General features: G+C 46.9%; 18 protein-coding genes. 5 read left to right on the top strand and 13 right to left on the bottom strand.

From position 1 onward, the window contains the following. Position 1: 1 nt before the first annotated feature. Entirely contained in the window at positions 2–1,075 is a 1,074-nt protein-coding gene (locus CLV42_RS07955; RefSeq protein ID WP_106601389.1) for an Ldh family oxidoreductase, read from the top strand. Between the two features lie 78 nt (positions 1,076–1,153). Further along, a complete protein-coding gene (locus tag CLV42_RS07950) occupies positions 1,154–2,476 on the top strand; it encodes an aspartate kinase (RefSeq protein WP_106601388.1) in 1,323 nt (440 codons plus the stop codon). 84 nt (positions 2,477–2,560) lie between these two features. On the opposite strand, the gene CLV42_RS07945 is transcribed toward CLV42_RS07950, so the two are convergent. Next, complete coding sequence (locus CLV42_RS07945) at positions 2,561–5,506, bottom strand: DNA polymerase III subunit alpha (protein ID WP_106601387.1); 2,946 nt, start codon at positions 5,504–5,506, stop codon at positions 2,561–2,563. 12 nt (positions 5,507–5,518) lie between these two features. Next, positions 5,519–6,733: a DNA polymerase IV gene (gene dinB, locus CLV42_RS07940; protein ID WP_106601386.1), complete on the bottom strand. Its 1,215-nt coding sequence runs from the start codon at positions 6,731–6,733 to the stop codon at positions 5,519–5,521. A gap of 282 nt (positions 6,734–7,015) precedes the next feature. Between dinB and CLV42_RS07935 the strand changes: the two genes are divergently transcribed. After that, complete coding sequence (locus tag CLV42_RS07935) at positions 7,016–7,690, top strand: SdpI family protein (protein WP_106601385.1); 675 nt, start codon at positions 7,016–7,018, stop codon at positions 7,688–7,690. A gap of 83 nt (positions 7,691–7,773) precedes the next feature. Here CLV42_RS07935 and CLV42_RS07930 read toward each other — a convergent pair whose 3' ends face one another. After that, positions 7,774–8,223, bottom strand: coding sequence for a hypothetical protein (locus CLV42_RS07930; RefSeq protein WP_106601384.1), 450 nt, complete (start codon positions 8,221–8,223; stop codon positions 7,774–7,776). Positions 8,224–8,334: 111 nt separating this feature from the next. On the opposite strand from CLV42_RS07930, the gene CLV42_RS07925 reads away from it, so the two are divergent. After that, on the top strand, positions 8,335–9,087 hold the full coding sequence (locus CLV42_RS07925; protein WP_106601383.1) for an XRE family transcriptional regulator: 753 nt from the start codon (positions 8,335–8,337) through the stop codon (positions 9,085–9,087). A gap of 229 nt (positions 9,088–9,316) precedes the next feature. Here the strand turns inward: CLV42_RS07925 and CLV42_RS07920 are convergent, their stop codons facing one another. From CLV42_RS07920 to CLV42_RS07890, 7 genes are all read right to left on the bottom strand, one after another. After that, positions 9,317–10,216 carry a histone deacetylase family protein gene (locus tag CLV42_RS07920; RefSeq protein ID WP_106601382.1) on the bottom strand — a complete coding sequence of 300 codons (900 nt, stop codon included), beginning with the start codon at positions 10,214–10,216 and terminating at the stop codon, positions 9,317–9,319. Next, positions 10,216–10,863 carry a ligase-associated DNA damage response endonuclease PdeM gene (gene pdeM, locus CLV42_RS07915; RefSeq protein ID WP_106601381.1) on the bottom strand — a complete coding sequence of 216 codons (648 nt, stop codon included), beginning with the start codon at positions 10,861–10,863 and terminating at the stop codon, positions 10,216–10,218. The genes CLV42_RS07920 and pdeM overlap by 1 nt, the downstream gene beginning before the upstream one ends. A 33-nt stretch (positions 10,864–10,896) precedes the next feature. Then, positions 10,897–13,359, bottom strand: a complete 2,463-nt coding sequence (locus CLV42_RS07910; RefSeq protein ID WP_106601380.1) for a ligase-associated DNA damage response DEXH box helicase — start codon at positions 13,357–13,359, stop codon at positions 10,897–10,899. Between the two features lie 238 nt (positions 13,360–13,597). After that, positions 13,598–14,299, bottom strand: coding sequence for a hypothetical protein (locus CLV42_RS07905; RefSeq protein ID WP_106601379.1), 702 nt, complete (start codon positions 14,297–14,299; stop codon positions 13,598–13,600). Between the two features lie 12 nt (positions 14,300–14,311). Continuing rightward, the gene (locus CLV42_RS07900; protein ID WP_146154336.1) at positions 14,312–15,022 is read right to left on the bottom strand and encodes a hypothetical protein; all 711 of its coding nucleotides are present in this window, start codon (positions 15,020–15,022) and stop codon (positions 14,312–14,314) included. Between the two features lie 135 nt (positions 15,023–15,157). After that, entirely contained in the window at positions 15,158–15,406 is a 249-nt protein-coding gene (locus CLV42_RS07895; protein WP_106601377.1) for a hypothetical protein, read from the bottom strand. A 117-nt stretch (positions 15,407–15,523) separates the two neighbouring features. After that, complete coding sequence (locus CLV42_RS07890; protein WP_106601376.1) at positions 15,524–16,570, bottom strand: S66 peptidase family protein; 1,047 nt, start codon at positions 16,568–16,570, stop codon at positions 15,524–15,526. A 71-nt stretch (positions 16,571–16,641) separates the two neighbouring features. Between CLV42_RS07890 and CLV42_RS07885 the strand changes: the two genes are divergently transcribed. After that, positions 16,642–17,229 carry a hypothetical protein gene (locus tag CLV42_RS07885; protein ID WP_106601375.1) on the top strand — a complete coding sequence of 196 codons (588 nt, stop codon included), beginning with the start codon at positions 16,642–16,644 and terminating at the stop codon, positions 17,227–17,229. Positions 17,230–17,234: 5 nt separating this feature from the next. Here CLV42_RS07885 and CLV42_RS07880 read toward each other — a convergent pair whose 3' ends face one another. From CLV42_RS07880 to CLV42_RS07870, 3 genes are all read right to left on the bottom strand, one after another. Then, positions 17,235–17,738 (bottom strand): Lrp/AsnC family transcriptional regulator, encoded by a 504-nt coding sequence (locus CLV42_RS07880; protein ID WP_106601374.1) that lies wholly within the window; start codon positions 17,736–17,738, stop codon positions 17,235–17,237. Positions 17,739–17,822: 84 nt separating this feature from the next. Beyond that, complete coding sequence (locus CLV42_RS07875) at positions 17,823–19,412, bottom strand: ATP-dependent DNA ligase (RefSeq protein WP_106601373.1); 1,590 nt, start codon at positions 19,410–19,412, stop codon at positions 17,823–17,825. Beyond that, positions 19,409–20,446 carry a ligase-associated DNA damage response exonuclease gene (locus CLV42_RS07870; protein WP_106601372.1) on the bottom strand — a complete coding sequence of 346 codons (1,038 nt, stop codon included), beginning with the start codon at positions 20,444–20,446 and terminating at the stop codon, positions 19,409–19,411. The genes CLV42_RS07875 and CLV42_RS07870 overlap by 4 nt, the downstream gene beginning before the upstream one ends. Positions 20,447–21,052: the final 606 nt, after the last annotated feature.

Raw genomic sequence — 21,052 nt, 5'->3', positions numbered from 1 at the left:
AATGAGTCAAACATTCTCTTATCCCCATCTGCGGGAATTTACCAGGGAAGTATTTATAAAAATGGGGTGTCCGCCACAGGATGCCGACATTGCCAGTGAAGTATTGTTATCTGCAGATCTGCGGGGAATAGACTCTCACGGTGTAGCCCGCCTCACCGGTTATGTACGTTTGTGGGAAGCCGGCAGGATCAATGCCACGCCCAACGTACGTGTGGTGCATGAAACACCCAGTACGGCCGTTGTAGACGGGGATGCCGGTCTGGGACTGGTAGTAGCCCCCTTTGCCATGAAAGTGGCCATTGAGAAAGCTGCGGCCGTAGGCAGTGGCTGGGTAAGCGTTAAGAATTCCAATCACTTCGGTATAGCAGGCCAGCATGCCATGATGGCCCTGGAAAAAGATATGATCGGGATGGCCATGACCAATGCCAGCCCACTGGTAGCCCCGACATTCGCCACCGAGCGTATGCTGGGTACCAACCCCATTGCCGTAGCCATACCAGCCAAAGAACAGCCGCCTTTTGTGGCTGACTTTGCAACGACTACGGCTGCCAATGGTAAACTGGAGATCCTCCAGCGGAAAAGCGAGGAAGCGCCTACCGGCTGGATCCAGGACAAAGACGGCCATTCCAGTACCAATCCGCATGAACTGAAATCAGGTGGTGCGCTCTTGCCGCTGGGTGGCGATCGTGACCACGGTAGTCATAAGGGATATTGCCTGGGAGCGATCGTGGATATCTTCTCTGCAGTACTCTCCGGCGCCAATTACGGCCCCTGGGCGCCGCCTTTCGTGAGCTTCCTGCCACTGGCGCCCGATCCGGTAGGAGAAGGCCTGGGACATTTCCTGGGAGCCATGCGCGTGGATGCCTTCCGTCCGGCAGATGAGTTCAAAGGGCATATGGACAAATGGATCACCCGCTTCCGTCAGGCTACGCCTGTAGCCGGAGAACAGGTGCTGATACCAGGCGATCCTGAACGGGAAATGGAGAAAGAGAGAAGAACCGCGGGTATCCCCTTACTGGACCCCGTAGTGAAAGATCTGCAGGAAGTAGCAGGAAAATTTAAATTGGATTTTTAAAGTCGCTGTAAACACACGAACTTGCGGCTTTTTAAGCTCAATATCTTGTAGCGTCAAACATATAACAACTCAACAGTAATGAAGATCTTAAAATTTGGTGGTACGTCTGTAGGTAAACCAGAACGTATGCATGCCGTGGCCAGTCTGGTGACTGCTGATAATGCTCCTAAAATAGTTGTATTGTCTGCATTATCCGGTACTACCAATGCTTTGGTAGAAATCGGGCAATCCCTTGCAGAGGGCAAAAAGGAACAGGCAAAAGGCCAGATAGACAAGCTGGAAGCACATTACAGAACTTTTTGCGAAGCCCTGGTCAAGCAGGACGGTACTCGCGCCAAGGCTGCTGCTGTTGTTGACGAACATTTCGAGTTCCTGAACATCATTCTTAAGATATCTTTTAACGAAGCCCTGAACAAGGATATACTGGCACAAGGTGAACTGCTGTCTACCCGCCTGTTCAGCATATACCTCGAAGAAGCCGGCATAGAAGCAGTATTACTGCCAGCGCTGGACTTCATGAGCATCGACGAATACGAAGAGCCTGAGATTCCAAAGATCAAGATCAAGCTGGGTAACCTGCTGGAAAAACACAAGGGTAAAACCGTGTTCGTAACCCAGGGTTACATCTGCCGTAACGCTAAAGGTGAAGTAGACAACCTGAAACGGGGTGGTAGCGATTATTCTGCATCCCTGATCGGCGCTGCCATCCAGGCCAGCGAAGTACAGATCTGGACAGATATAGACGGTATGCACAACAACGATCCAAGGGTAGTAAAGAAAACCTTCCCGATCGAACAGCTGTCATTCGATGAAGCTGCGGAACTGGCCTACTTCGGCGCCAAGATCCTGCATCCTGCTTCCATCTGGCCTGCACAGCACTTCAACATCCCGGTGAAACTGCTGAACACCATGCAGCCGGAAGCAAAAGGTACCATCATCACTGAACTACCCAGCGGTGACGGTGTGAAGGCCGTTGCTGCCAAAGATGGTATCATCGCTATCAAGATCAAATCCAGCCGCATGCTGCTGGCTTACGGGTTCCTCCGTAAGATCTTCGAAGTGTTCGAGAAATACCGTACACCTATCGATATGATCACTACTTCAGAAGTAGCCGTATCATTGACAATAGAGAATACAGCTAACCTGGACCAGCTGCTGAAAGAATTACAGCCTTTCGGTTCTGTAGAACTGGATCATCACCAGACCATCGTTTCTATTGTAGGTAACGAAGTAGCTGCTACTCCTTCCATCCTGAAGAAACTGTTTGAAGCGCTGAATGAAGTACCACTGCGTATGATCTCCTACGGAGGCAGCCGTCATAACATTTCTATCCTGATAGGTGGTCAGTACAAAGAGAAAACATTACAGCTGCTGAATAAAGGCTTGTTCAACCTGGAATAAGCGCTGGAAAAGTATATAATAAGCGACAAAGGGTACATCTTCTGATGTACCCTTTGTCGCTTATTATGATATCGTTCCGTCTTGTTAATTATCCTCAAAGTAGCCGATCTTCCGCATATAGCTTACCTCTATTGAATACACATCATACTCTTCCGTCACCTTTCCCTGCAGGATATAAAACCCTCCTTTCTGAAAAGGATACTGTTTAAGAATATCAGGGAAATGTACCGTGTCAATAAAATCGCCATTCACATCCATGAAGGTGCCAAAACTCATTGGAACGCCTTTACTGGTGTAAATACCCTTCGTGCATACTAAGTATCCCAATGTGGAGATAACCTTGTTTTTATGGGCCTTAAAATGCCTTGCAGGAATATATTCACGCTGGTCATGTTGCAGAATATCAAACGGAGAGCACAAGGGGAAACCCAACAAGGCAATTTCTTCGAACGCATGTTCATGATCATGATAGGACAACATCGGCAACGCGCATTCGGGCACCTGCTCCCGGAATAATGGTTGTATATGTTCTGCATGCGGCCCTCTTTTCTTCAGCAGCAGACTGCTCTTCCACAACAGTTCTTTTTTTGTGTGCTTGTCAAAGTTAAAAGCGCCTATTCTTATCAGTATATCCAACTGTTCCGGCGGAGGTGCAATACGTGCAACGAAGTCTTCCAGGTTCTCGAAAGGCCCATACAGTGTACGTTCTTCCAGTACTGCTTCCATCCATTTTTCTTCCAGTCCTTCGATGTGAATAAAGCCGGTGTATACAATATCACCTGTTATCCGTGTATGATAGGTACTGTTATTAATGCAGGGCGCTTTAATAGTAACACCGGTTTTATATAGTTCACGGAAATATAGTTCCCTGTTGTAAAAACCTCCGAAGTTGTTGATAACAGCTACCATAAATTCCGCAGGGAAATAGGTCTTCAGAAAAAGACTCTGATAACTCTCTACTGCAAAACTTGCGGAGTGTGCTTTTGAAAAAGAGAAGCCGGAGAAGCTGGCTATTTGTCGCCAGAGTTCCTGTGTCACATCATCGGGTCTTCCCAACCGTTTACAGTTGCTGAAGAACTGTTGTTCTATCTTTTGAAATTGCCCCTGTCCGCGGTATTTACCGGCCATGGCCCTGCGCAGGATGTCCGCATCAGCGAGGTCCATGTCAGCATATTCATGTACTATCTTGATCACATCTTCCTGGTATACCATGATGCCGAATGTTTCACTTAATACCTGTTTGATGATCTCGTGCATGTATACCACCTTATCCTGGTTTCGGTAGTTGTGCACATATTGTCGCATCATACCTGATTGCGCTACACCTGGCCGTATCACAGAGCTGGCGGCTACCAGTGTGAGATAATCTTCACATTGCAGTTTCTGCAGCAGCTGCCGCATAGCGGGTGATTCGATATAAAAACAACCAATGGTATTTACTGTTTTCAGTTCATGCTGTACACGTGGATCCCGCATGAATGTTTTCACATCATGAATGTCAATATCTACGCCTTTGTTTTCCTTGATAATGCCAATAGCATCCCTGATATGTCCAAGACCACGCTGACTAAGTATATCAAACTTAAACAGTCCGATCGCTTCTGCCTGATGCATGTCCAGTTGTGCCGTGCTGAAGCCTTTAGGTGGCATATAAGTAGCACAGTGCTGATGAATGGGTGCTTCACTGATCAGGATACCGCCGGCATGAATGCTGAGGTGATTAGGAAATGCTTTCGCGCCGGACATCAGCTGGCTGTAGCGCAGTATGTTCCGCTGTACATGGTCTCCGGTGAGGTCGGGGTTGAAAGGAGTGTCCAGTATTTTATCTATTTCGTGTTTGGGAAGACCATATACCTTACCCAGTTCACGAATGGTGGCATTCTGTTGAAAGGTAGTAACAGTGCCTAATAAGGCCGTGTGTACATTGCCATATTTCCTGAATACATAGTCGATGATCTCATCCCTGTCTTTCCAGGAGAAGTCGATGTCAAAATCAGGAGGAGAGCTGCGGTAAGGATTGAGAAATCTTTCGAAATAAAGATTCAGTTCTATGGGATCAACGTCTGTGATCTTCAGGCAATATGCAATAATAGAGTTAGCACCGCTGCCACGGCCCACATAGAAGAAACCCCGTTCCTGCGCATAGCGGATGATGTCCCAGGTGATGAGAAAATAACAATCGAAATGTTGCTCTCGTACAACGCCCAGTTCCTTTTCAATACGTGCTTTTGCTTCTGCATTGTCCGGGCCATAACGTTTGAGCATACCGTCATATGCTAATTGCCGGAGCAGGGCATGGTCTTCCGTTTCACTGTTCGTAAAATGTTTTTTGTTACGGGGTGTTTTAAAGTTAAAGTCGACCCTGCAGGCATTCATGACCCGCACCGTATTACTGATGATATGAGGATATTGTTCAAAGCTGTCAAACAACACGGCAGGTGGCAGGAACTGTTCATCCGGCTGAGCAGTGGTATAATCCTGCAGCTGACTGATAAGGATGTTCTGATCTATCGCGCGCAATACACGATGTAGCTGGTAATGATCAGCATCCTGGAAGGTGACGGGTTGCAGCATCACCAGTTTGTCGGGGTAGGACAACGTATCCACACGGAACAGTTTATTGATCTCACGACGGCGGATGCCTACCAGTTCGTGTCTTTGCAGATCGTGCAGCGGTATAGTGCCCCAGGCATAGATAGCAAATATGCCGGGAAAGGCAGGCGCACGGTCAGGGAAAGGTATTTCCTTATGCAGATGATCAGATAGGAAACGGTTGATGTAAAACCATCCCTCCATGTCACGTGCGAGGAGAATGTATTTCAGCTGATGCCCGTTCCTGCATTCCAGTCCTATGATAGGCTTGATGCCTTGTTCCTGGCATTCCTTCACGAAGTTCCAGGTATCGGAAGTGATGTTGATATTAGTCAGTGCCAGTGAGGTAACACCTGCTTCACGGGCCATCCTGACCAGGTCTTTTGTATCGATGGTACCATAGCGCAGGCTGAAGAATGATTTGCAATTGAGATACATATAGCCGGCGTTTTATCTCACTTTAGGATAAGGCATGACAGCTGGTTTTGTTACAGCGCCTCTTTTAGCAGGAGGAACTGCATTAGTGCCCTTCATCAGGTATTGCCATCCGAAACGGTTTTTGATGTTGTCGATAGCCTGGTAGAGTGCGATCATTTCCTGTGTGTCATCGAACAAACTGATCTGGTAATTACCCTGTACCAGGTGACTGAAACGCACGCCTATCAGGCGGATGAGCAATCTCCGGTCATAGAGTTTATGAAAGAGTTCTTTTACTTTTTCCAGTAGTACATGATCGCTGCCAGAGTAGGGGATGGTCATTTGTTTGGTAACTGTTTCAAAGTCGGAATAGCGGATCTTCACGGTTACACAACCGGTGAGTTTGTCCTGCTGCCGTAGTTCGAAGGCGATCTTTTCCGTCATGCGTACCAGTTCTGCGTGAATGAACTGCATGTCGATCGTATCAGAAGAGAAAGTATTTTCTGTAGAGATAGATTTCTGTTCATGAAATGGAACAACGGGTGATTCGTCGATACCATTGGCTTTGTTCCACAGGGAGATGCCATTTTTCCCCAACCAGGCTTCGAGGAGGGTAACAGGTATTTCACTCAAAGTTTTGACTGTTTCTACCCCACGGCGTCGCAGCTGACCGGCTGTTTCTTTACCCACCATGGGTAGTTTCTCCACCGGCATGGGAGCGAGGAAGGCTTTTTCTTCACCGAACATGATCTCCATCTGTCCGTTGGGCTTGGCCTCGTTAGTGGCTACTTTAGAGATCATTTTGTTGGAGGCGAGTCCGAAGGAGACAGGTAGTCGTGTTTCCTTCATGATGTGCTGGCGTAGTTCTGCTGTCCATTTCATGGACCCGAAGTATTTATCCATGCCTGTCAGATCCAGGTAAAATTCATCGATGGATGACTTCTCGTAAAGTGGCGCCTTTTCGGCTATGAGTTCGGTGACTTCTCCTGAAAGCTGGCTGTATTTCTCCATGTCTCCTTTTCTGACAATAGCGTGTGGGCATAGCTTGAGGGCCATTTTCATAGGCATGGCGGAGTGGATGCCATAGCGGCGGGCCTCATAGCTACAGGATGCTACTACGCCACGATCGCTTATGCCTCCTATCAGTAGAGGTTTCCCCTTCAGGCTGTTATCATCCCGGCATTCTACTGATACGAAGAAGCTGTCCATGTCAAAATGAGCAATGGACCTGTGCTGCAAAGAAATCATAAGTTACGGTAATGGTTCATGGGCGATGAATAGTACACAGGAAACAGCCTATAGACAGGCGGAATGTGTGCGTGACATAGGTTATGAGGGCGTTGCCTGTCCACCGGCTATCGCCTATGTACTATAGATCTGAAACAAATTTACTAATATTTTTAGTTAATACTAATTATATTAGTATGAATGGCCAGTCGATAACAAATGATGGGGGATAATGGTTAATTATAAGAGTGCCGTAAGCGGGTACAGTATTTGTCAACTTACTTTCAAACAAAACACTTTCTCATGAAAAAGCCTGATATTGGCCAGGAACTGTTGTTATTGTTGTTATTGATATTACCAATGGTCTATCTGGGAATTATCTGGCCTTCCCTGCCAGACGTTATGCCAACAAATTTCAGCGTCAGGGGCGTTCCCGAGCGGGTGGGGGCCAAAAGTGACTTCCTTCTCTTAATGACATTCCTCTTCTTTACTAACCTACTGTTATATTTTCTGTTCCGGTATATTCCACATGTGGATGAGCCGGATATTCAACACAAAGACATGACGGCATTTCACAGGAAATATTATCAGATCCGTTTCATGATCCATATTTACCTGGCTATTTTTACCGCAGCTATCATTTTTATGGCCAGTCAGGGCCATCCGTTTGCGATAGAACGTTGGGTGTTTACAGGAGTGGGCCTGCTGATAGGAGTAATAGGTATTTACCTGAGGCGGCTTGAGCCTAACTATTTCATAGGCGTGCGAACGCCCTGGACGTTAAAGAGTGATGACATCTGGCGGGAGACACATGCTTTTGCCGGTAATCTCTGGTTATATACAGGTATTGTTATGATCATCGCAGGATTCTTCCTGCCGGTAGTGACGGGAGTATTCCTGCTGATCTTTATAGGAGGTATCCTGGCAGCACTGCCTTATATATATTCTTACCGGTTGTTCAACACCGACAAGGGATAAGGTTCCATTGGTGGTCACTATATAAAAGTAAAGGCTGTTCATCTGAACAGCCTTTACTTTTATATAGTGTAATGCGTGTTATATTAATAACCCAGCAGACCTCTTTCCCATGGAATGCGGGATGCCAGCAGGATCAGTGCAATCGCAAAGAAGATGAGGGACGTTTTATGTTTCTTTGCATCCAGTGTTGTCTTTTTCACTTTGGCACGTCCGATGTGTACCAGCGCAATGGCTACGATGGCAACAAATGCATGTTCAACTGCATAATAACGAAGTCCGTCGTTATGCATTACTTCCTTTCCGTATTGCTGAAATGCTTTGATGCCGGATTCGCTGGAAAAGAAATAAAGCACTAAACCTACCAGTAACTGTAAGTCCAGGAAGATCATAAAGAACAGACCTGCTTTTTTATCTGCAGCGATGTAAGGAGTCTTACCGCTAACGCCCTTCAATGCACGGATCACGGCCCATAGTCCTGTCAGTACGATAGCCCACCTTATCAGCGAGTGAATAATTAACAACGTGTTATGCATAATATTGAGTTGGATTTATGGGCAAAAATAAGTTAAGCTGACCGGAATATATTTGGTAATTATAAAAATTATATGCTAATTTTGTTAGTAACGTACTAAATTATTTAGATTATGTCAGTAGTATGCCGCAATTTAAAATTCCTGCGTAAGCAGAAAGGCTGGACACAGCAGGAGTTTGCTGATAAATTAGGGATTAAACGTTCCCTGTTGGGCGCTTACGAAGAAGAACGTGCAGAACCCCGCACAGAAGTGCTCGAACTGGTCAGTGATATGTTCCGTATATCCATTGATGACTTATTACGCCGTGATGTAGGCTCCCAGAAAGAAAGCTTCCTGGAGAAACGCAGACAACAGAAGATGGCAAACGACCGTCAGCAGATAGAGTTTGTACCCGTAAAAGCTGCAGCAGGATACCTTGCAGGCTACAATGATGATGAATTTATTGAAGAACTGAACACTTTCACTCTCCCCATGATGGGTGCAGGCAGCTACAGGGCATTCGAGATCGCAGGAGATTCCATGTTACCCACTCCCTCCGGATCAGTGATCGTCTGCCACAAAGTAGATGGCTGGGAAGAGATCCGCAACAATGAAGCATACATAGTAGTGACCAGCCGCGAAGGCATCGTGTATAAACGAGTGTTGAAAAGCAATCGCACTAAAGGAAAGATCACACTGATGTCAGACAATCCGCAATACGAACCTTATGCTGTTGGCATGGAAGAAGTACTGGAGCTCTGGCAGTCAGATGCGGTGATCAGCAAGACTGGTCAGCAAAGCCGTCTGAGCGTAAATCACCTGGCGGATATGGTGAGCCATCTGCAGGATCAGGTGAGTATGCTGAAGAAGAGGATCAAGGATTAAGAATAAGACAAGATATTGTTGTTGTGAAGTGGAATGCTGTATGTATATGGCGGCAGGGAGGTTATTGCATTGTTGTCTCCAGGTAGATTGTCGGGATAAATCCAGCGTGAATACATAATGGCAGAAGAGAATTACCGGTAGGTACACCCCGTCCAGGAGTTGTTATTACATTGTTATCTCCAGTAGCTCGTCCCGGATGAAATTTCCGGCACTGATCAAAACGTTTGATCTATCCAAATATCTCCCCCGCAACCCTGAATGTATTACAATGCGCATTCACAATATCTCTGATATGCGTTGAATACCCGCCGCCCATTGCTACAGCACAGGGGATATCATGTCGTTTCATCGCCTGAAATACCAGTTCATCCCGTTCTTTACAACCTTGTGGAGTAACCTGCAACTTACCATAACGGTCAGTCTGCAGAATATCTACTCCTGACAGATAAAATACAAGATCAGGTTTTACTTTATTGATCAACACCGGCAGACAGTCCTGTAGTGTACTGAGATAATCGTTGTCATGCATGCCATCAGGTAAGGGAACATCCCAGTCGGATGTCTCTTTATGAAAAGGATAATTATGCGCACCGTGCATGCTGAAAGTATACACGGCCGGTCTGCCGGCAAATAAGGCAGCAGTACCATTCCCCTGATGTACATCCAGGTCGATGATCAGCACCTGTTTTACCAGTTTTCGTTGCAGCAGATAATTCGAAGCAACAGCAAAATCATTCAGGAGACAGAAACCTTCCCCATGATCAGCAAAGGCATGATGTGTACCTCCTGCTACGTTCAATCCTACACCATGATCCAGTGCATATAATGCGCAATCTATCGTTCCCTGGCAGATCACAATTTCACGCAGCGTTAATGCCGGAGACTGTGGCAGACCAATACGGCGTTGCTCTTTATCAGATAGTGTCTGGTGTTGTAGTTTGTACCAATATTCCGGCGTATGGGTGAGGAGAATAGTTGCTTCGTCTGATGGTGCTGGTATATGCACCTGTTTATCGGTGATCACACCTTCCCGTAATAACTGCGCCGGAATCAGCTCATACTTCGCCATAGGGAACCTATGACCTTCCGGTAGCGGGTGTGCATATATAGGATCGTAGGCAACCAGCATTAATTCACTTTTAAGACGCTGTTTTCAGCGATAACGAATACTGCCTCATCTTCTTCTGGCTCCAGGGTCGCAAGGCCCGTAAAGCGTCCGAAAGCAGGCAAAATACTGCAATGCCGTCCGAAGTAGAAACAGGGCAGGCGTAGACGTTGTCTGCCGGCACCGGCAACAACGATCCCCGGATGTAAATGGCCCGAGAAAGTGTAACCCGCTGCATCCTCCTCTGAGCAAGGCTCATGTATGAAATGAATATTCCGGATAATAAGCGTATCAAATACTTCCAGGTTCAGCGCCTCATAGGTAGTAGCAGGCAGTATATCATGATTGCCTTTTACCAGTTTAAAGCGGATATGTGCAAATTGCTGGCGCCAGAGTTTAAAGTAAGGCACATCATTGTTCTCACGGCTATGGAACATATCTCCGACAATGATGATCTGGGAGGGATTGTAGGCGGTAATGAGCAATTGCAGGCGATACAGGTCGTCCTGCCCGATATTGGCCGGAACGGCTATTCCTGCTTTCCTGAAATGGGCGGATTTCCCCAGGTGCAGGTCAGACACGATCAGCGCCTGTTCTTCTTGCCAGAAAATAGCCCTGTGGGCTGATAAATGCCAGGTCTGGTCCTGGTGTCTGTAAATCACTTCCTCCATAATCTCCCGTAAAACTACTGTATCTCTCCTAAACTATATCTGCGGACGCATTTTTTTGATCCTGTCTTCCAGTTTTTCACTGGTAAGCTCTTCCCGGAGACTGTCTACTTTGATCGGGAAACAGAAGGGCGTCAATGCTTCCGGTTCTGTGATGATAATATCGCTGTTGTAAATACGTTCCAGGCTTTCCCGCAGACGTGCCTCTTCCATCTGGTAGAAGAAGGCCTCATTGAACGCCTGTCGTAACAACAGGTTCTGTGGATCGTAATCCCTGAATACATTAAACAACAAAGAAGCGGACGACTGCAGGTGCCGGCTGGCCTTATGTTTGCCGGGATAGCCCTGGAAAATAAGGCCTGCAATAACTGCAATATCCCTGAACTTACGGCGGGCCATTTCTGTCGAGTTCACACTGGCCTGCAGATCATTACTCAGGTTCTCCAGAGAGAACAGATCATGTACATCCCCATCGCTGACCGGTATCGGCTGATCGGAAAGCAGTTCGAAACCATAATCGTTCATCGCCATGGAAAAAGTAATGGGCTGTCGCTTGCTGATACGGTAGGCGAGCAACGCGGCCATCACTTCATGTACCAGCCTTCCCTCAAAAGGATAGACGAACATATGATAACCATCGCGGGTATGGATCATTTCTATCAGCAGCTCATTGTCTTTCGGGATGTGTGATAGTTGTTCCTGCAGGTCGAACAGTGGTTGCAGTATCTGGATCTCCGGCATATCCGATTGGCCGGATAAAGCTTCTGTATAGGTGCGGCGTAATATCTTTCCGAGATTGGCCGAGAGGGGGAGTCGTCCTCCCATCCAGCTGGGCACAATCGCCCGTTTGGCGTTTGATTTACGCACGAGCACCGTCATATCTTTGATCATCGCAAACTCAAGGGTACGGCCTCCCAGGCTGAAAGCATCGCCTGGCTGCAGGCGGGCAACGAACCATTCTTCGATCATACCGATAAATCCTCCGCTCATGAATTTCACTTTCAGCATCGCATCACTGACGATGGTACCGATGTGCAGGCGGTGTCGCATAGCCAACATACGGCTACGACAGATGAAGAAGTCGCCTTCCCTTTCCAGCTTTTTGAACTCATCGTAACTGTACAGGGCTTCTCCGCCGGTCGACAGGAAAGATAATATCCAGCCCCATTCATCTTCCGTCATATCGCGGAAGCAGAAAGTGCTGGTCACTTCCTCCCATATTTCCGGCGCGTGAAAACCATCTGAGATGCCGAGTGTCATCAGGTATTGCAGCAGTACATCAAAGGCCAGCAGAACAGGCATACGGCTTTCGACCAGCTGTTCTTCCATCGCTGCTTTCAGGGCAGCTGCTTCCACCAGTTCCAGGCTGTGTGTGGGGAGGAACCAGATCTTACTGGTGGCGCCGGGCTGGTGACCACTTCTCCCGGCTCTCTGCAGAAAGCGGGCTACTCCCTTCGGACTGCCCACCTGGATCACAGTATCTACTGGCCTGAAATCCACACCCAGATCAAGACTGGAAGTGCAGACAACAGCCTTCAATACGCCGGTGTGCAGGGCTTCTTCAACCCATACACGTAGCTCCGCGTCAATGGAGCCATGGTGAAGGGCAATAGCGCCCGCCAGTTCAGGACATTGACGTAATATCTCCTGGTACCATATCTCTGTCTGGGAACGGACGTTCGTAAAGATGAGGGTGGTTTGACTGTTCATGATCACCGGCAGGGCTTTATATAGCAGCCTTGTACCCAAGTGACCTGCCCATGGATATTTTTCGATCTCATCCGGCAGGATGCTTTGCAGTTCGATCTTCTTACCCAGTTTGGCGCGTACAATCACGGCTTCCGGGTCTGGTGCACCCAGTAGTACATCCAACGCTTCTTCCAGGTTACCGATAGTCGCTGAGATGCCCCACACCTTCAAGGGAGGACGTCCTGCTTTCTTTGCCAGTCCGCGGAGCCTGCTGAGTCCCAATTCCACCATGACGCCCCTTTTGCTGCCCAACAGTTCGTGCCATTCATCTGCTACAACTGTTGTGAGATGTGTAAAGACTTTCGCATATTCTTTCTGCCCCATCAGCAGGTGCAGGCTTTCCGGAGTGATGATCAATATCTCCGGCATCTGTTTCTTTTGCTGCTGGCGGGTAGCGATGGGCGTGTCTCCGCTGCGGATGCCTACCTGCCAGGACATATTGAGTTCCTGCAGCACTTCCTCCATAGCCCGGGCAATATCTTTTGCCAGTGCCCGTAGCGGAGTGATCCACATCATTTGCAGACCATTCTTCGTTTTCTGCTGATAATCCTTCGGGTGTTTATTGATCCAGTCGATCACCACCGCAAGAAAGAGAGAGAAGGTTTTACCATAACCGGTAGGGGCGTTTACAAGGCCTGATCTGCCTTGCAGGTAATGCTCCCAGGCTTCTTCCTGGAAAGCAAAAGGCTTTCTGTCATTTGCAGCGAGCCATTCCGTTATCACTTGCCATCCGCGCGCTTTGTTTTTCATTGGTGAATGAAATTAGGGAAAAACAAAGACATGTCAATGTCTGACAACTTACATTTGCCTGACTTTATGCTCCTGTATGAAAATAGCAACGAACTTCCAATACCTGATTGCAATGATCCTTATAGAATCCTATCTGCGGAAAGGGTTTGATAAGCTCTCTGACACAGAGAACAGGCAACTATATGAACTATCTAAATCGGTAGAAAAATGGGAAATGAATAATTACCTATAGTGCTGATTATTTCCTCTCCAACACTAATGTCCTTGTCTGCACTACCAGTGTATCCTGTGTATGTATCGTTTTTAACGCGCCTGCGTTCAGATAGCCATACGCCAACTTTTCTCGTGAATTACATTCTGCAACTGCGTTCTTCGTGCTGAAATGATAACTGATAATTGGAATAGAAAGCTGATCTCCCACCATCGCTACGGGCATCCGGTATCTTGTTTTGCAGACTAATGGACCGATAGGTGAAGTGGCACAATAGGTAAGTAACGGATGCTTGCGGATATGTATGCTCACATTTGAGCAGCTCAATTCACCATCATCACCTGGTGATCCCGGCAAACTATCGCGGCCCAGTAATATAGCAGTATTGTTATCGTAATAAACCTGGTTAAAGATCAGTTCAAGTCCGCTGCCACCTGAAACTGACCTGAAATAGATACTATCAGCAACCCTGTTATCAAATGTCACATGAACGGGAGATTCCGCCGTACCAGCTGTCAGATCAAAGGTGCCATATATCTGGTTACGTTCAAGAAAAGCCTGGATGAATTTGACATCTGTAATAACTTTATCTTTTGTATACAGTGCTACCGGGTCATTTTTGATATTAGCAGCGCTTTCATAATTGCCGGTTGGGTAGGGTGCTGCGTCATCGCTCCCACAGCCATAACAGCACAACAATACACAGATCAAGAACAAGGATGTTTTCATGTTGAAGGATTATTACTTATAAAGTTTGACAAAGTAGGTTTGCACGGCCAATGTATCCTCCGGGCGTAGTTTTCCAAGAATGTCTTTATTGAAATCATCGCTGATATAGCGTTCATAAGTATGGCAGACCACACCCGAAGCAATAGGGCGGGCGAAATAATATGTCAGTACCGGTATCACCAGGTGATCGCTCTCAACATTCAGCTGCAGCTGTTTATGACCTGTACAGTAACTATCAGGATAGTTGAAATAGCTACATGCATAAGTAGGTGGATTACGACGTACGTATTTCGCCACGTTCGCACAACTTAATTCTCCAATTACAGTAGGTTTAATAATCGATTCCCTATTGGCTACAAGCAGCCTGGTATTGGTAGAAAGAGGATTGATATGGAAAGTGTCCTGGTAGCTGTTGCCCGGATCCTGTGTGTAATAGGCCATGTCACCTTCGATGGTCACCTCTGTAAAGATGAATGGCGTATTGATGCCGGGTTGTTCCCTGAAAGTGCTATCCATCAACCAGTTATTGATCCTTCTTTCCAGGAAATCGTGGATAAATGTCGGTTCAGTGATGGTTTTATCACCTACATACAGGGTGATTGGACCGGCAGTGGCCAGGTTTTTATTGGTATAAGTACCCTCCTGCATGACATGTGTGCTGTCATCTTTTTTACAGGATATAAGGGCCGCGATGCAGAGTATTATTGTGACGTATTTTTTCATGGCAGGGAATTCGCTGGCGTAAGATAGGAAGATGGGGGAGTAAAAACAAGTATGGATATTGAAGGCAAAGTGGTCTTAAGCATAAAAAAAGCGCCTGTAAAAAGGCGCTTTTTAAAATCTTTTATGTTTATGCAATCAAGGAATCATATTTAACTGTTGATTCAAAGATATTGAAACAACACGTTGATCTTCCTCAAGCTTTGCAAGATCATCTTTTTTTACTTCTGAAGTAAAAATAAAGGAGGTAATTTTATTCCGAACCTTTAACCAATTCGGAATATAGTCAGCTTCTTTCACATTAATAATAGCAGAAGTTTTTTCATTTTCATTTAGGAAGCTAACAGCACCCGATATTTTCGATCGTATCAAATTTCTCTTTTCCATATATTGAAGGTACGAAACTTTCCTTCGTGGAAACGTAATCAGGTAAAGAATAAGGGCGCAGATTTTTTCTGAGCCCTTATTCTTTTTATACCAGAGAATAACCTCTTTTAAAGCCTCCTACTCCCTCACCTCGTCCAGCGTCACCTCCGCTTGCCCTACGGTCAACTGATGCATCACACCACACTTCAGCGCATAATTATCCTTCTGATGCCCCACCGGAAAACCAAAACACACCGGATACTTAAAATCCTTCACTTTCTCCATCACAATATCATACACTGTCCTGCCAAATTCTTCTCCCGGATCATCAGGTTTGATGCGGTTAAAACCACCAATGATCAGTCCTGCGAGGTTATCTAATTTATGTGCGCGTTGAAGGCTGTTGAACATGCGGTCAAGGCTGTAAAGATATTCTCCTACTTCTTCCAGGAAAAGGATCTTACCGATGGTATTCAGTTCAGAATTGGTGGCGAGTACGCTCTGTATCATTGAAAGATTACCGCCAACAAGCACACCTTTGGCGACGCCTGGGCGATTCCGGGAATCGGAGAAAGTAGTATAGTGCAGTTGCTGACCTGACAACGCATCTCTGATGGATCCAATAGTTTGTTGTACGATGGACTCTGCTTTATTGAAATCATCAGGAAAGCTGTTACACATCTTTGAATGTAAAGTAGCGATACCGTACAGGCGATTCACATGACAATGCAACACTGTAATATCACTGAAGCCGATGATCCATTTTGGCTGTTGCGCAAAGCGGGAGAAATCCAGGAGATCTACAATACGTGCACTACCATAACCGCCGCGGGCACACATGATCGCTTTGATGGAGGGATCGTCAAGCATTTCCTGCATATCCTGGCGGCGTTCCTGGTCTGTGCCGCCGAAGCTGAAATCTGCTTTATTAACAGTATTGCCTACACGTATTTTAAAACCCCAGCTCTGCATGATGGTGATAGCTGGTCTTATTTCTTCCAGGGTGATGTGTCCTGCAGGACAGGTGATACCAATAGTATCGCCGGACCTGAGGTAAGGCGGGATCAATAATCTTTCTTCATGTGGCTGCAGGGCTGCGGCCGCCTGTTGTAAACGGGTGAGCGCCGGTATAGTGGTGAGTCCTGCTGTGGTGGCCAGTGCTGACAGGAAGTGTTTACGATTCATAACATTAATGTAAGCATAATTTACAAGCGATGTGGCGTGTTTTTTGCCTTTCTTTGCATAAAAGAAGAACTATGAAACACCTTTACTTTTTAGGGGCAGCATTGCTGCTGATGATAGCACCGGCAATGGCACAAACAGCCTGGAGAATAGAACCCGGCCAGTATATCGGGAATACAAAAATAGGCGCTACTGCAGATGATATGGCTGCTATGCTGGGACCCGCAGATGGCGGCGATGCTGCTATGGGAAAGGCATGGAGCATATGGTATAGTCACAAGAAAGATAAGAGCCTCGATTCCACCAGGTACCTGGCGGTTTATTCCGTAAGAGAAGAAACAAACGGAAAGGAAGCAATGGTGGTGAAACAGGTCCGCGTGAACACATCTTCCTTCACAACAGAAAAGGGACTAAGAGTAGGCAGCGCTTACATCGAGATAAAGAAACTATTTCCCGCAATCAAAGTCGTGGCCGAGTATCAGGATAAACTGAAAGGCAGAAAGATCATATTGTACGATGTACGCAAGGAAGGTATCGCATTTGAAATGACGACGGTGAAAGGCGGTAAACAGGTATGTACTGCCATTACTGTACATCCCCAGGGAGAAGATATCAATACCTATATTCTTTTTCCAGGGTATGAGGGCTTAAAGAAATTGTAAGCGGATTAATATACCACCCGGTGCGTAGCCTTGATCACTGACATCACAAATACACTTTCCATGTGACGGATATTATCCAGCTCACCCAGTTTGTTTACATTGAATTCATGATAGGCAAGCATGTCTTTCACCTGTACCTTCAGCATGAAATCGAACTGGCCGGAGATGTTGAGACATTCCATAACTTCAGGGAAAGAAGTGATCTCTTTGATGAACTTCGTACCGGCTTTTTTACCATGCTCCTTCAGGGAGATGTAACATAGTACGGTCAGGGCTTTATCAATCTTGCTGGGATCAACAATAGCGGCATACTGTCTGATAACGCCTGCCTGTTCCATTTTACGGATACGTTCATAAACGGGAGTGGCACTCAGGTTCAGCTTTGCTGCCAGATCGCGGATAGTCATCTTGGCATCTTCCTCCAGTAACTGGAGAATGGCGATATCCTTTTCATCCAGCGCAATGTTTTCAGTCGCGTTATCTTTTTTAGTATTTCCCAGGTTATTCATATCAGTATAGAATAATGTTCCGTTTCAAAAGCAAAATTAAGTACAATATACTAATTCGCTTCAATATTCCTTCAGAAATCCTTATTACTTATGTGTTCGCAGTAGTAACTGCAAATCTTCCAGGGTATTGATCTCTGTCACTGGCTTATCTTTCCGCCAGCGGAGTATACGGGGGAAACGCAATGCCACACCCGATTTGTGCCTGTTAGAGGCTGCAATGCCCTCAAAGCCGATCTCAAATACCAGCTCCGGTTTTACCGTCCTTACAGGACCAAATTTTTCCAGTGAATTCTTCTTCACCCAGCTATCTACCTCGCTGATCTCTTTGTCTGTCAGGCCAGAATAAGCCTTAGTAAATGATACCAGCTGATCTCCATCCCTGACGGCGAAAGTGTAATCGGTATACAGATTAGAGCGACGCCCATGCCCTTTCTGCGCGTAGATCATAACAGCATCAATGGTGAGCGGATCTATCTTCCATTTCCACCAGTCTCCCCGTTTACGGCCTACCTGGTAGGTGGAATCCAGTTTTTTCAACATTAGTCCTTCGCTGCCTTTTTCCCTTGCCTGCAGCCGGAAACGGGCCAGTTCTTCCCAGTCGTGGAAAGTAATGGTGGGCGACAGGCGAAGGGTAGGGTGATTGATCTGTTCCACTACCTGCTCCAAAAGTAAGCGACGCTCCTGCAGTGCAGTTGTACGTATGTCCTGACCTTCCCATTCCAGCAGGTCATAACTGAGGAAGGCTACCGGTGCCTCCTGCAATTGTTTGCGGGTCACATTCTTCCGCCCGATACGCGTTTGCAGGGTCTGAAAGGGCAGGGGAGCGCCATTGGCAAAAGTGAGGATCTCGCCGTCTAATACAGTGCCCTCCGGCAGCAGGTCCAGCAAGGGCTGGTATTCGGGGAACTTTTCGGTGATGAGTTCTTCGCCACGCGACCACACGAACAATTGTCTGTTACGTTTGATGATCTGTCCGCGGATACCGTCCCACTTCCATTCCGCCTGCCATTGCCCGGGAGTACCCAGTTCAGCAGGATCGCCTTCCAATGCGTAGGCGAGGTAAAAGGGGAAAGGCTTGGAGGCATCAGCTTCCGTAATGTTCTCACTGAGCAGAGCCTCGATGGTGGTTTGCTGCGGGTCCCAGTTCCCACTGATCATATGGGAAACAGTAGGGGCGGGGATATTGTAAGTGCTGGCCAGCGCATTCACCATCATCTGCTGCGACACGCCAATACGAAAACCGCCGGTGATCAGTTTGTTGAATACAAATCTTTCACTGGTATCCAGTTCCTCCCAGGCCCGGAGAATGAAGGTTTGTTTGGTGGTTTCGTCTGCCTTTTCAAGTTGTATGAGTTGTTCGATCCAGTAATGCAAAGGGTGGGCGGAGAGGCTTTTACCCGGAGGCAGCAGGAGGGCGATGGTCTCTGCCAGATCGCCTACGGTATGATAGCATTCTTCATATAACCAGGCCGGCAAGGCCGTCATTTGCAGGCACCAGGTGCTTAGCTGGGTGGTATTGACGGTACGTTTAGGTCGCCGGCCGGTGAACAGTGCCAGCACCCATAGACGGTCAGGAGCATCCGCAGCAGCCAGGTAGCGACTGAGTGCATCCAGCTTTTCATTGGTCTTGGTACTGTTACTCAGTATTTTTATGAGTGCGGCAAATTCTTTCATGACGGGTCTTGTTGGTCATTGGTAATGGTTTCCGGCATGCCTGCTTCTTCATCCATATCACCGAATTCTGTTTTCACTTCCTGTGCAGGAATCCCGTTTTCTGTCAGGTAGCGGGCAAAGGCGCTGCTGAAGCCATGGGTGGTATATACTTTCTCAGCACCGGTGGCTTTCACAGCTTGTAATAAACCCGTCCAGTCGGCATGGTCTGAGAGGGCAAAACCGGCATCCGCATTACGGCGGCGCATGTGTCCCCGTACCTGCATCCATCCGCTGCACACACCCAGGGCGTATGGATTGAAACGGCGCATCCAGGAGCTGTCGGCAGCAGATGGCGGTCCGATGATCAGGTTGTTCTTATAGACGGAGGCAGGCGTATCCGGTGTGATACGATGGATCTCCGGCAGGTCCCAGCCATTTTCTCTCAACAGCTGATGTGTAATATAGATCGCTCCATGTGCCCATATCTGTTCTGTGACGCCTCTGAGGTTGTGTAATAGCCGTTGGGCTTTTCCCAGGCTGTAACCCAATAATACGCTGTTCTTGCCGGCCGCCTGGTTGTCCTGTATCCACTGCCGGATATTGCTGAAGATGACGCCTTGTGGCTGCCAGTTATAGATCGGCAGACCGAAGGTGCATTCTGTAATGAAGGTGTTGCAGGGCACCGGCTCAAACTGCCCGGAGATGCCGTCATTTTCCACTTTATAATCACCACTGACCACCCATACCTCGTTTTCCTGCTGTACCCGTACCTGGGCCGATCCAATGATGTGCCCTGCAGGGTGCAGGGATATTGTCACGCCATTATACCGGATATTTTCGCCGAAGGCAACGCCCTGTACGCTGATATCCTGCCCCAGCCTTAACTGTAAGAGAGGCACGCTATCATGATGACAGAGATAATGTTTATTGCCATAGCGGGCATGATCGGAATGGGCGTGGGTAATAACAGCCCGCTCCACAGGTTGCCAGGGATCAATGTAAAAATCACCTGCCGGGCAATAAATACCCTTATCCGTAAACTGTAGTACCTGCATATAAAACAAAGTATGCAATTTTTATGCGGAACATCCGATAGTTCTGATACTATTTTGATATCTGGCCCTAAATCTTTAAAAAAAAGTTATAAAATACCTGTAAACCCACTATAGGTATGCTGTATACATGCCGTATACATGCTTTATACCTGCCTTTAAGTTGGACCTGGAATGTAGTTAAGGGGAAGAAAGAGAGAGAAGTTTGTATTATAACGCGAAGATTTGAGCAATCGCGATGACTATATAGTAAAGAGCAACAAACGAATTATCTACATTATTACCCGGTTTTAAATCCTCAACTTAACCCCCCTCAGCCATACTTCATGAAAAGGGATGTCACCATGGGCATCCTTTTTTGATTTCAGCCGCCTATACGTCCCGACTAAGTCCTGAAACGGGTTTACACTTCAGCCTGATAATCCCGTTTAAAGTTTACAATATGATGGCTTAATCCCGATCTGTTTTACTTCAATATTGTATTTGATAAGGATGTAACTTCGTCTTAATCAGGTACAAACAATGTTTCAGCTATGTTCATCTTACGTTCATCCTACGTTCATGAACGTAGGATGAACGTAAGATGAACATAGCTGAAACATTGTTTGT

The sequence above is a fragment of the Chitinophaga ginsengisoli genome (assembly GCF_003014595.1).
In the GTDB taxonomy this organism is placed as follows: Bacteria; Bacteroidota; Bacteroidia; order Chitinophagales; family Chitinophagaceae; genus Chitinophaga; species Chitinophaga ginsengisoli.
Note: the sequence above shows the minus strand (reverse complement) of the source record. Positions and strands in the feature narration are given on the sequence as shown.

Bases quoted from the DNA above. Each gene is read 5' to 3' on its own strand.
- CLV42_RS07950 (WP_106601388.1), top strand. From the start codon at position 1,154: ATGAAGATCTTAAAATTTGGTGGTACGTCTGTAGGTAAACCAGAACGT.
- CLV42_RS07890 (WP_106601376.1), bottom strand. From the start codon at position 16,570: ATGAATCGTAAACACTTCCTGTCAGCACTGGCCACCACAGCAGGACTC.
- CLV42_RS07945 (WP_106601387.1), bottom strand. From the start codon at position 5,506: ATGTATCTCAATTGCAAATCATTCTTCAGCCTGCGCTATGGTACCATC.
- pdeM (WP_106601381.1), bottom strand. From the start codon at position 10,863: ATGGAGGAAGTGATTTACAGACACCAGGACCAGACCTGGCATTTATCA.
- CLV42_RS07935 (WP_106601385.1), top strand. From the start codon at position 7,016: ATGAAAAAGCCTGATATTGGCCAGGAACTGTTGTTATTGTTGTTATTG.
- CLV42_RS07875 (WP_106601373.1), bottom strand. From the start codon at position 19,412: ATGAAAGAATTTGCCGCACTCATAAAAATACTGAGTAACAGTACCAAG.
- CLV42_RS07955 (WP_106601389.1), top strand. From the start codon at position 2: ATGAGTCAAACATTCTCTTATCCCCATCTGCGGGAATTTACCAGGGAA.
- dinB (WP_106601386.1), bottom strand. From the start codon at position 6,733: ATGATTTCTTTGCAGCACAGGTCCATTGCTCATTTTGACATGGACAGC.
- CLV42_RS07930 (WP_106601384.1), bottom strand. From the start codon at position 8,223: ATGCATAACACGTTGTTAATTATTCACTCGCTGATAAGGTGGGCTATC.
- CLV42_RS07920 (WP_106601382.1), bottom strand. From the start codon at position 10,216: ATGCTGGTTGCCTACGATCCTATATATGCACACCCGCTACCGGAAGGT.
- CLV42_RS07925 (WP_106601383.1), top strand. From the start codon at position 8,335: ATGTCAGTAGTATGCCGCAATTTAAAATTCCTGCGTAAGCAGAAAGGC.
- CLV42_RS07895 (WP_106601377.1), bottom strand. From the start codon at position 15,406: ATGGAAAAGAGAAATTTGATACGATCGAAAATATCGGGTGCTGTTAGC.
- CLV42_RS07900 (WP_146154336.1), bottom strand. From the start codon at position 15,022: ATGAAAAAATACGTCACAATAATACTCTGCATCGCGGCCCTTATATCC.
- CLV42_RS07870 (WP_106601372.1), bottom strand. From the start codon at position 20,446: ATGCAGGTACTACAGTTTACGGATAAGGGTATTTATTGCCCGGCAGGT.
- CLV42_RS07885 (WP_106601375.1), top strand. From the start codon at position 16,642: ATGAAACACCTTTACTTTTTAGGGGCAGCATTGCTGCTGATGATAGCA.
- CLV42_RS07910 (WP_106601380.1), bottom strand. From the start codon at position 13,359: ATGAAAAACAAAGCGCGCGGATGGCAAGTGATAACGGAATGGCTCGCT.
- CLV42_RS07905 (WP_106601379.1), bottom strand. From the start codon at position 14,299: ATGAAAACATCCTTGTTCTTGATCTGTGTATTGTTGTGCTGTTATGGC.
- CLV42_RS07880 (WP_106601374.1), bottom strand. From the start codon at position 17,738: ATGAATAACCTGGGAAATACTAAAAAAGATAACGCGACTGAAAACATT.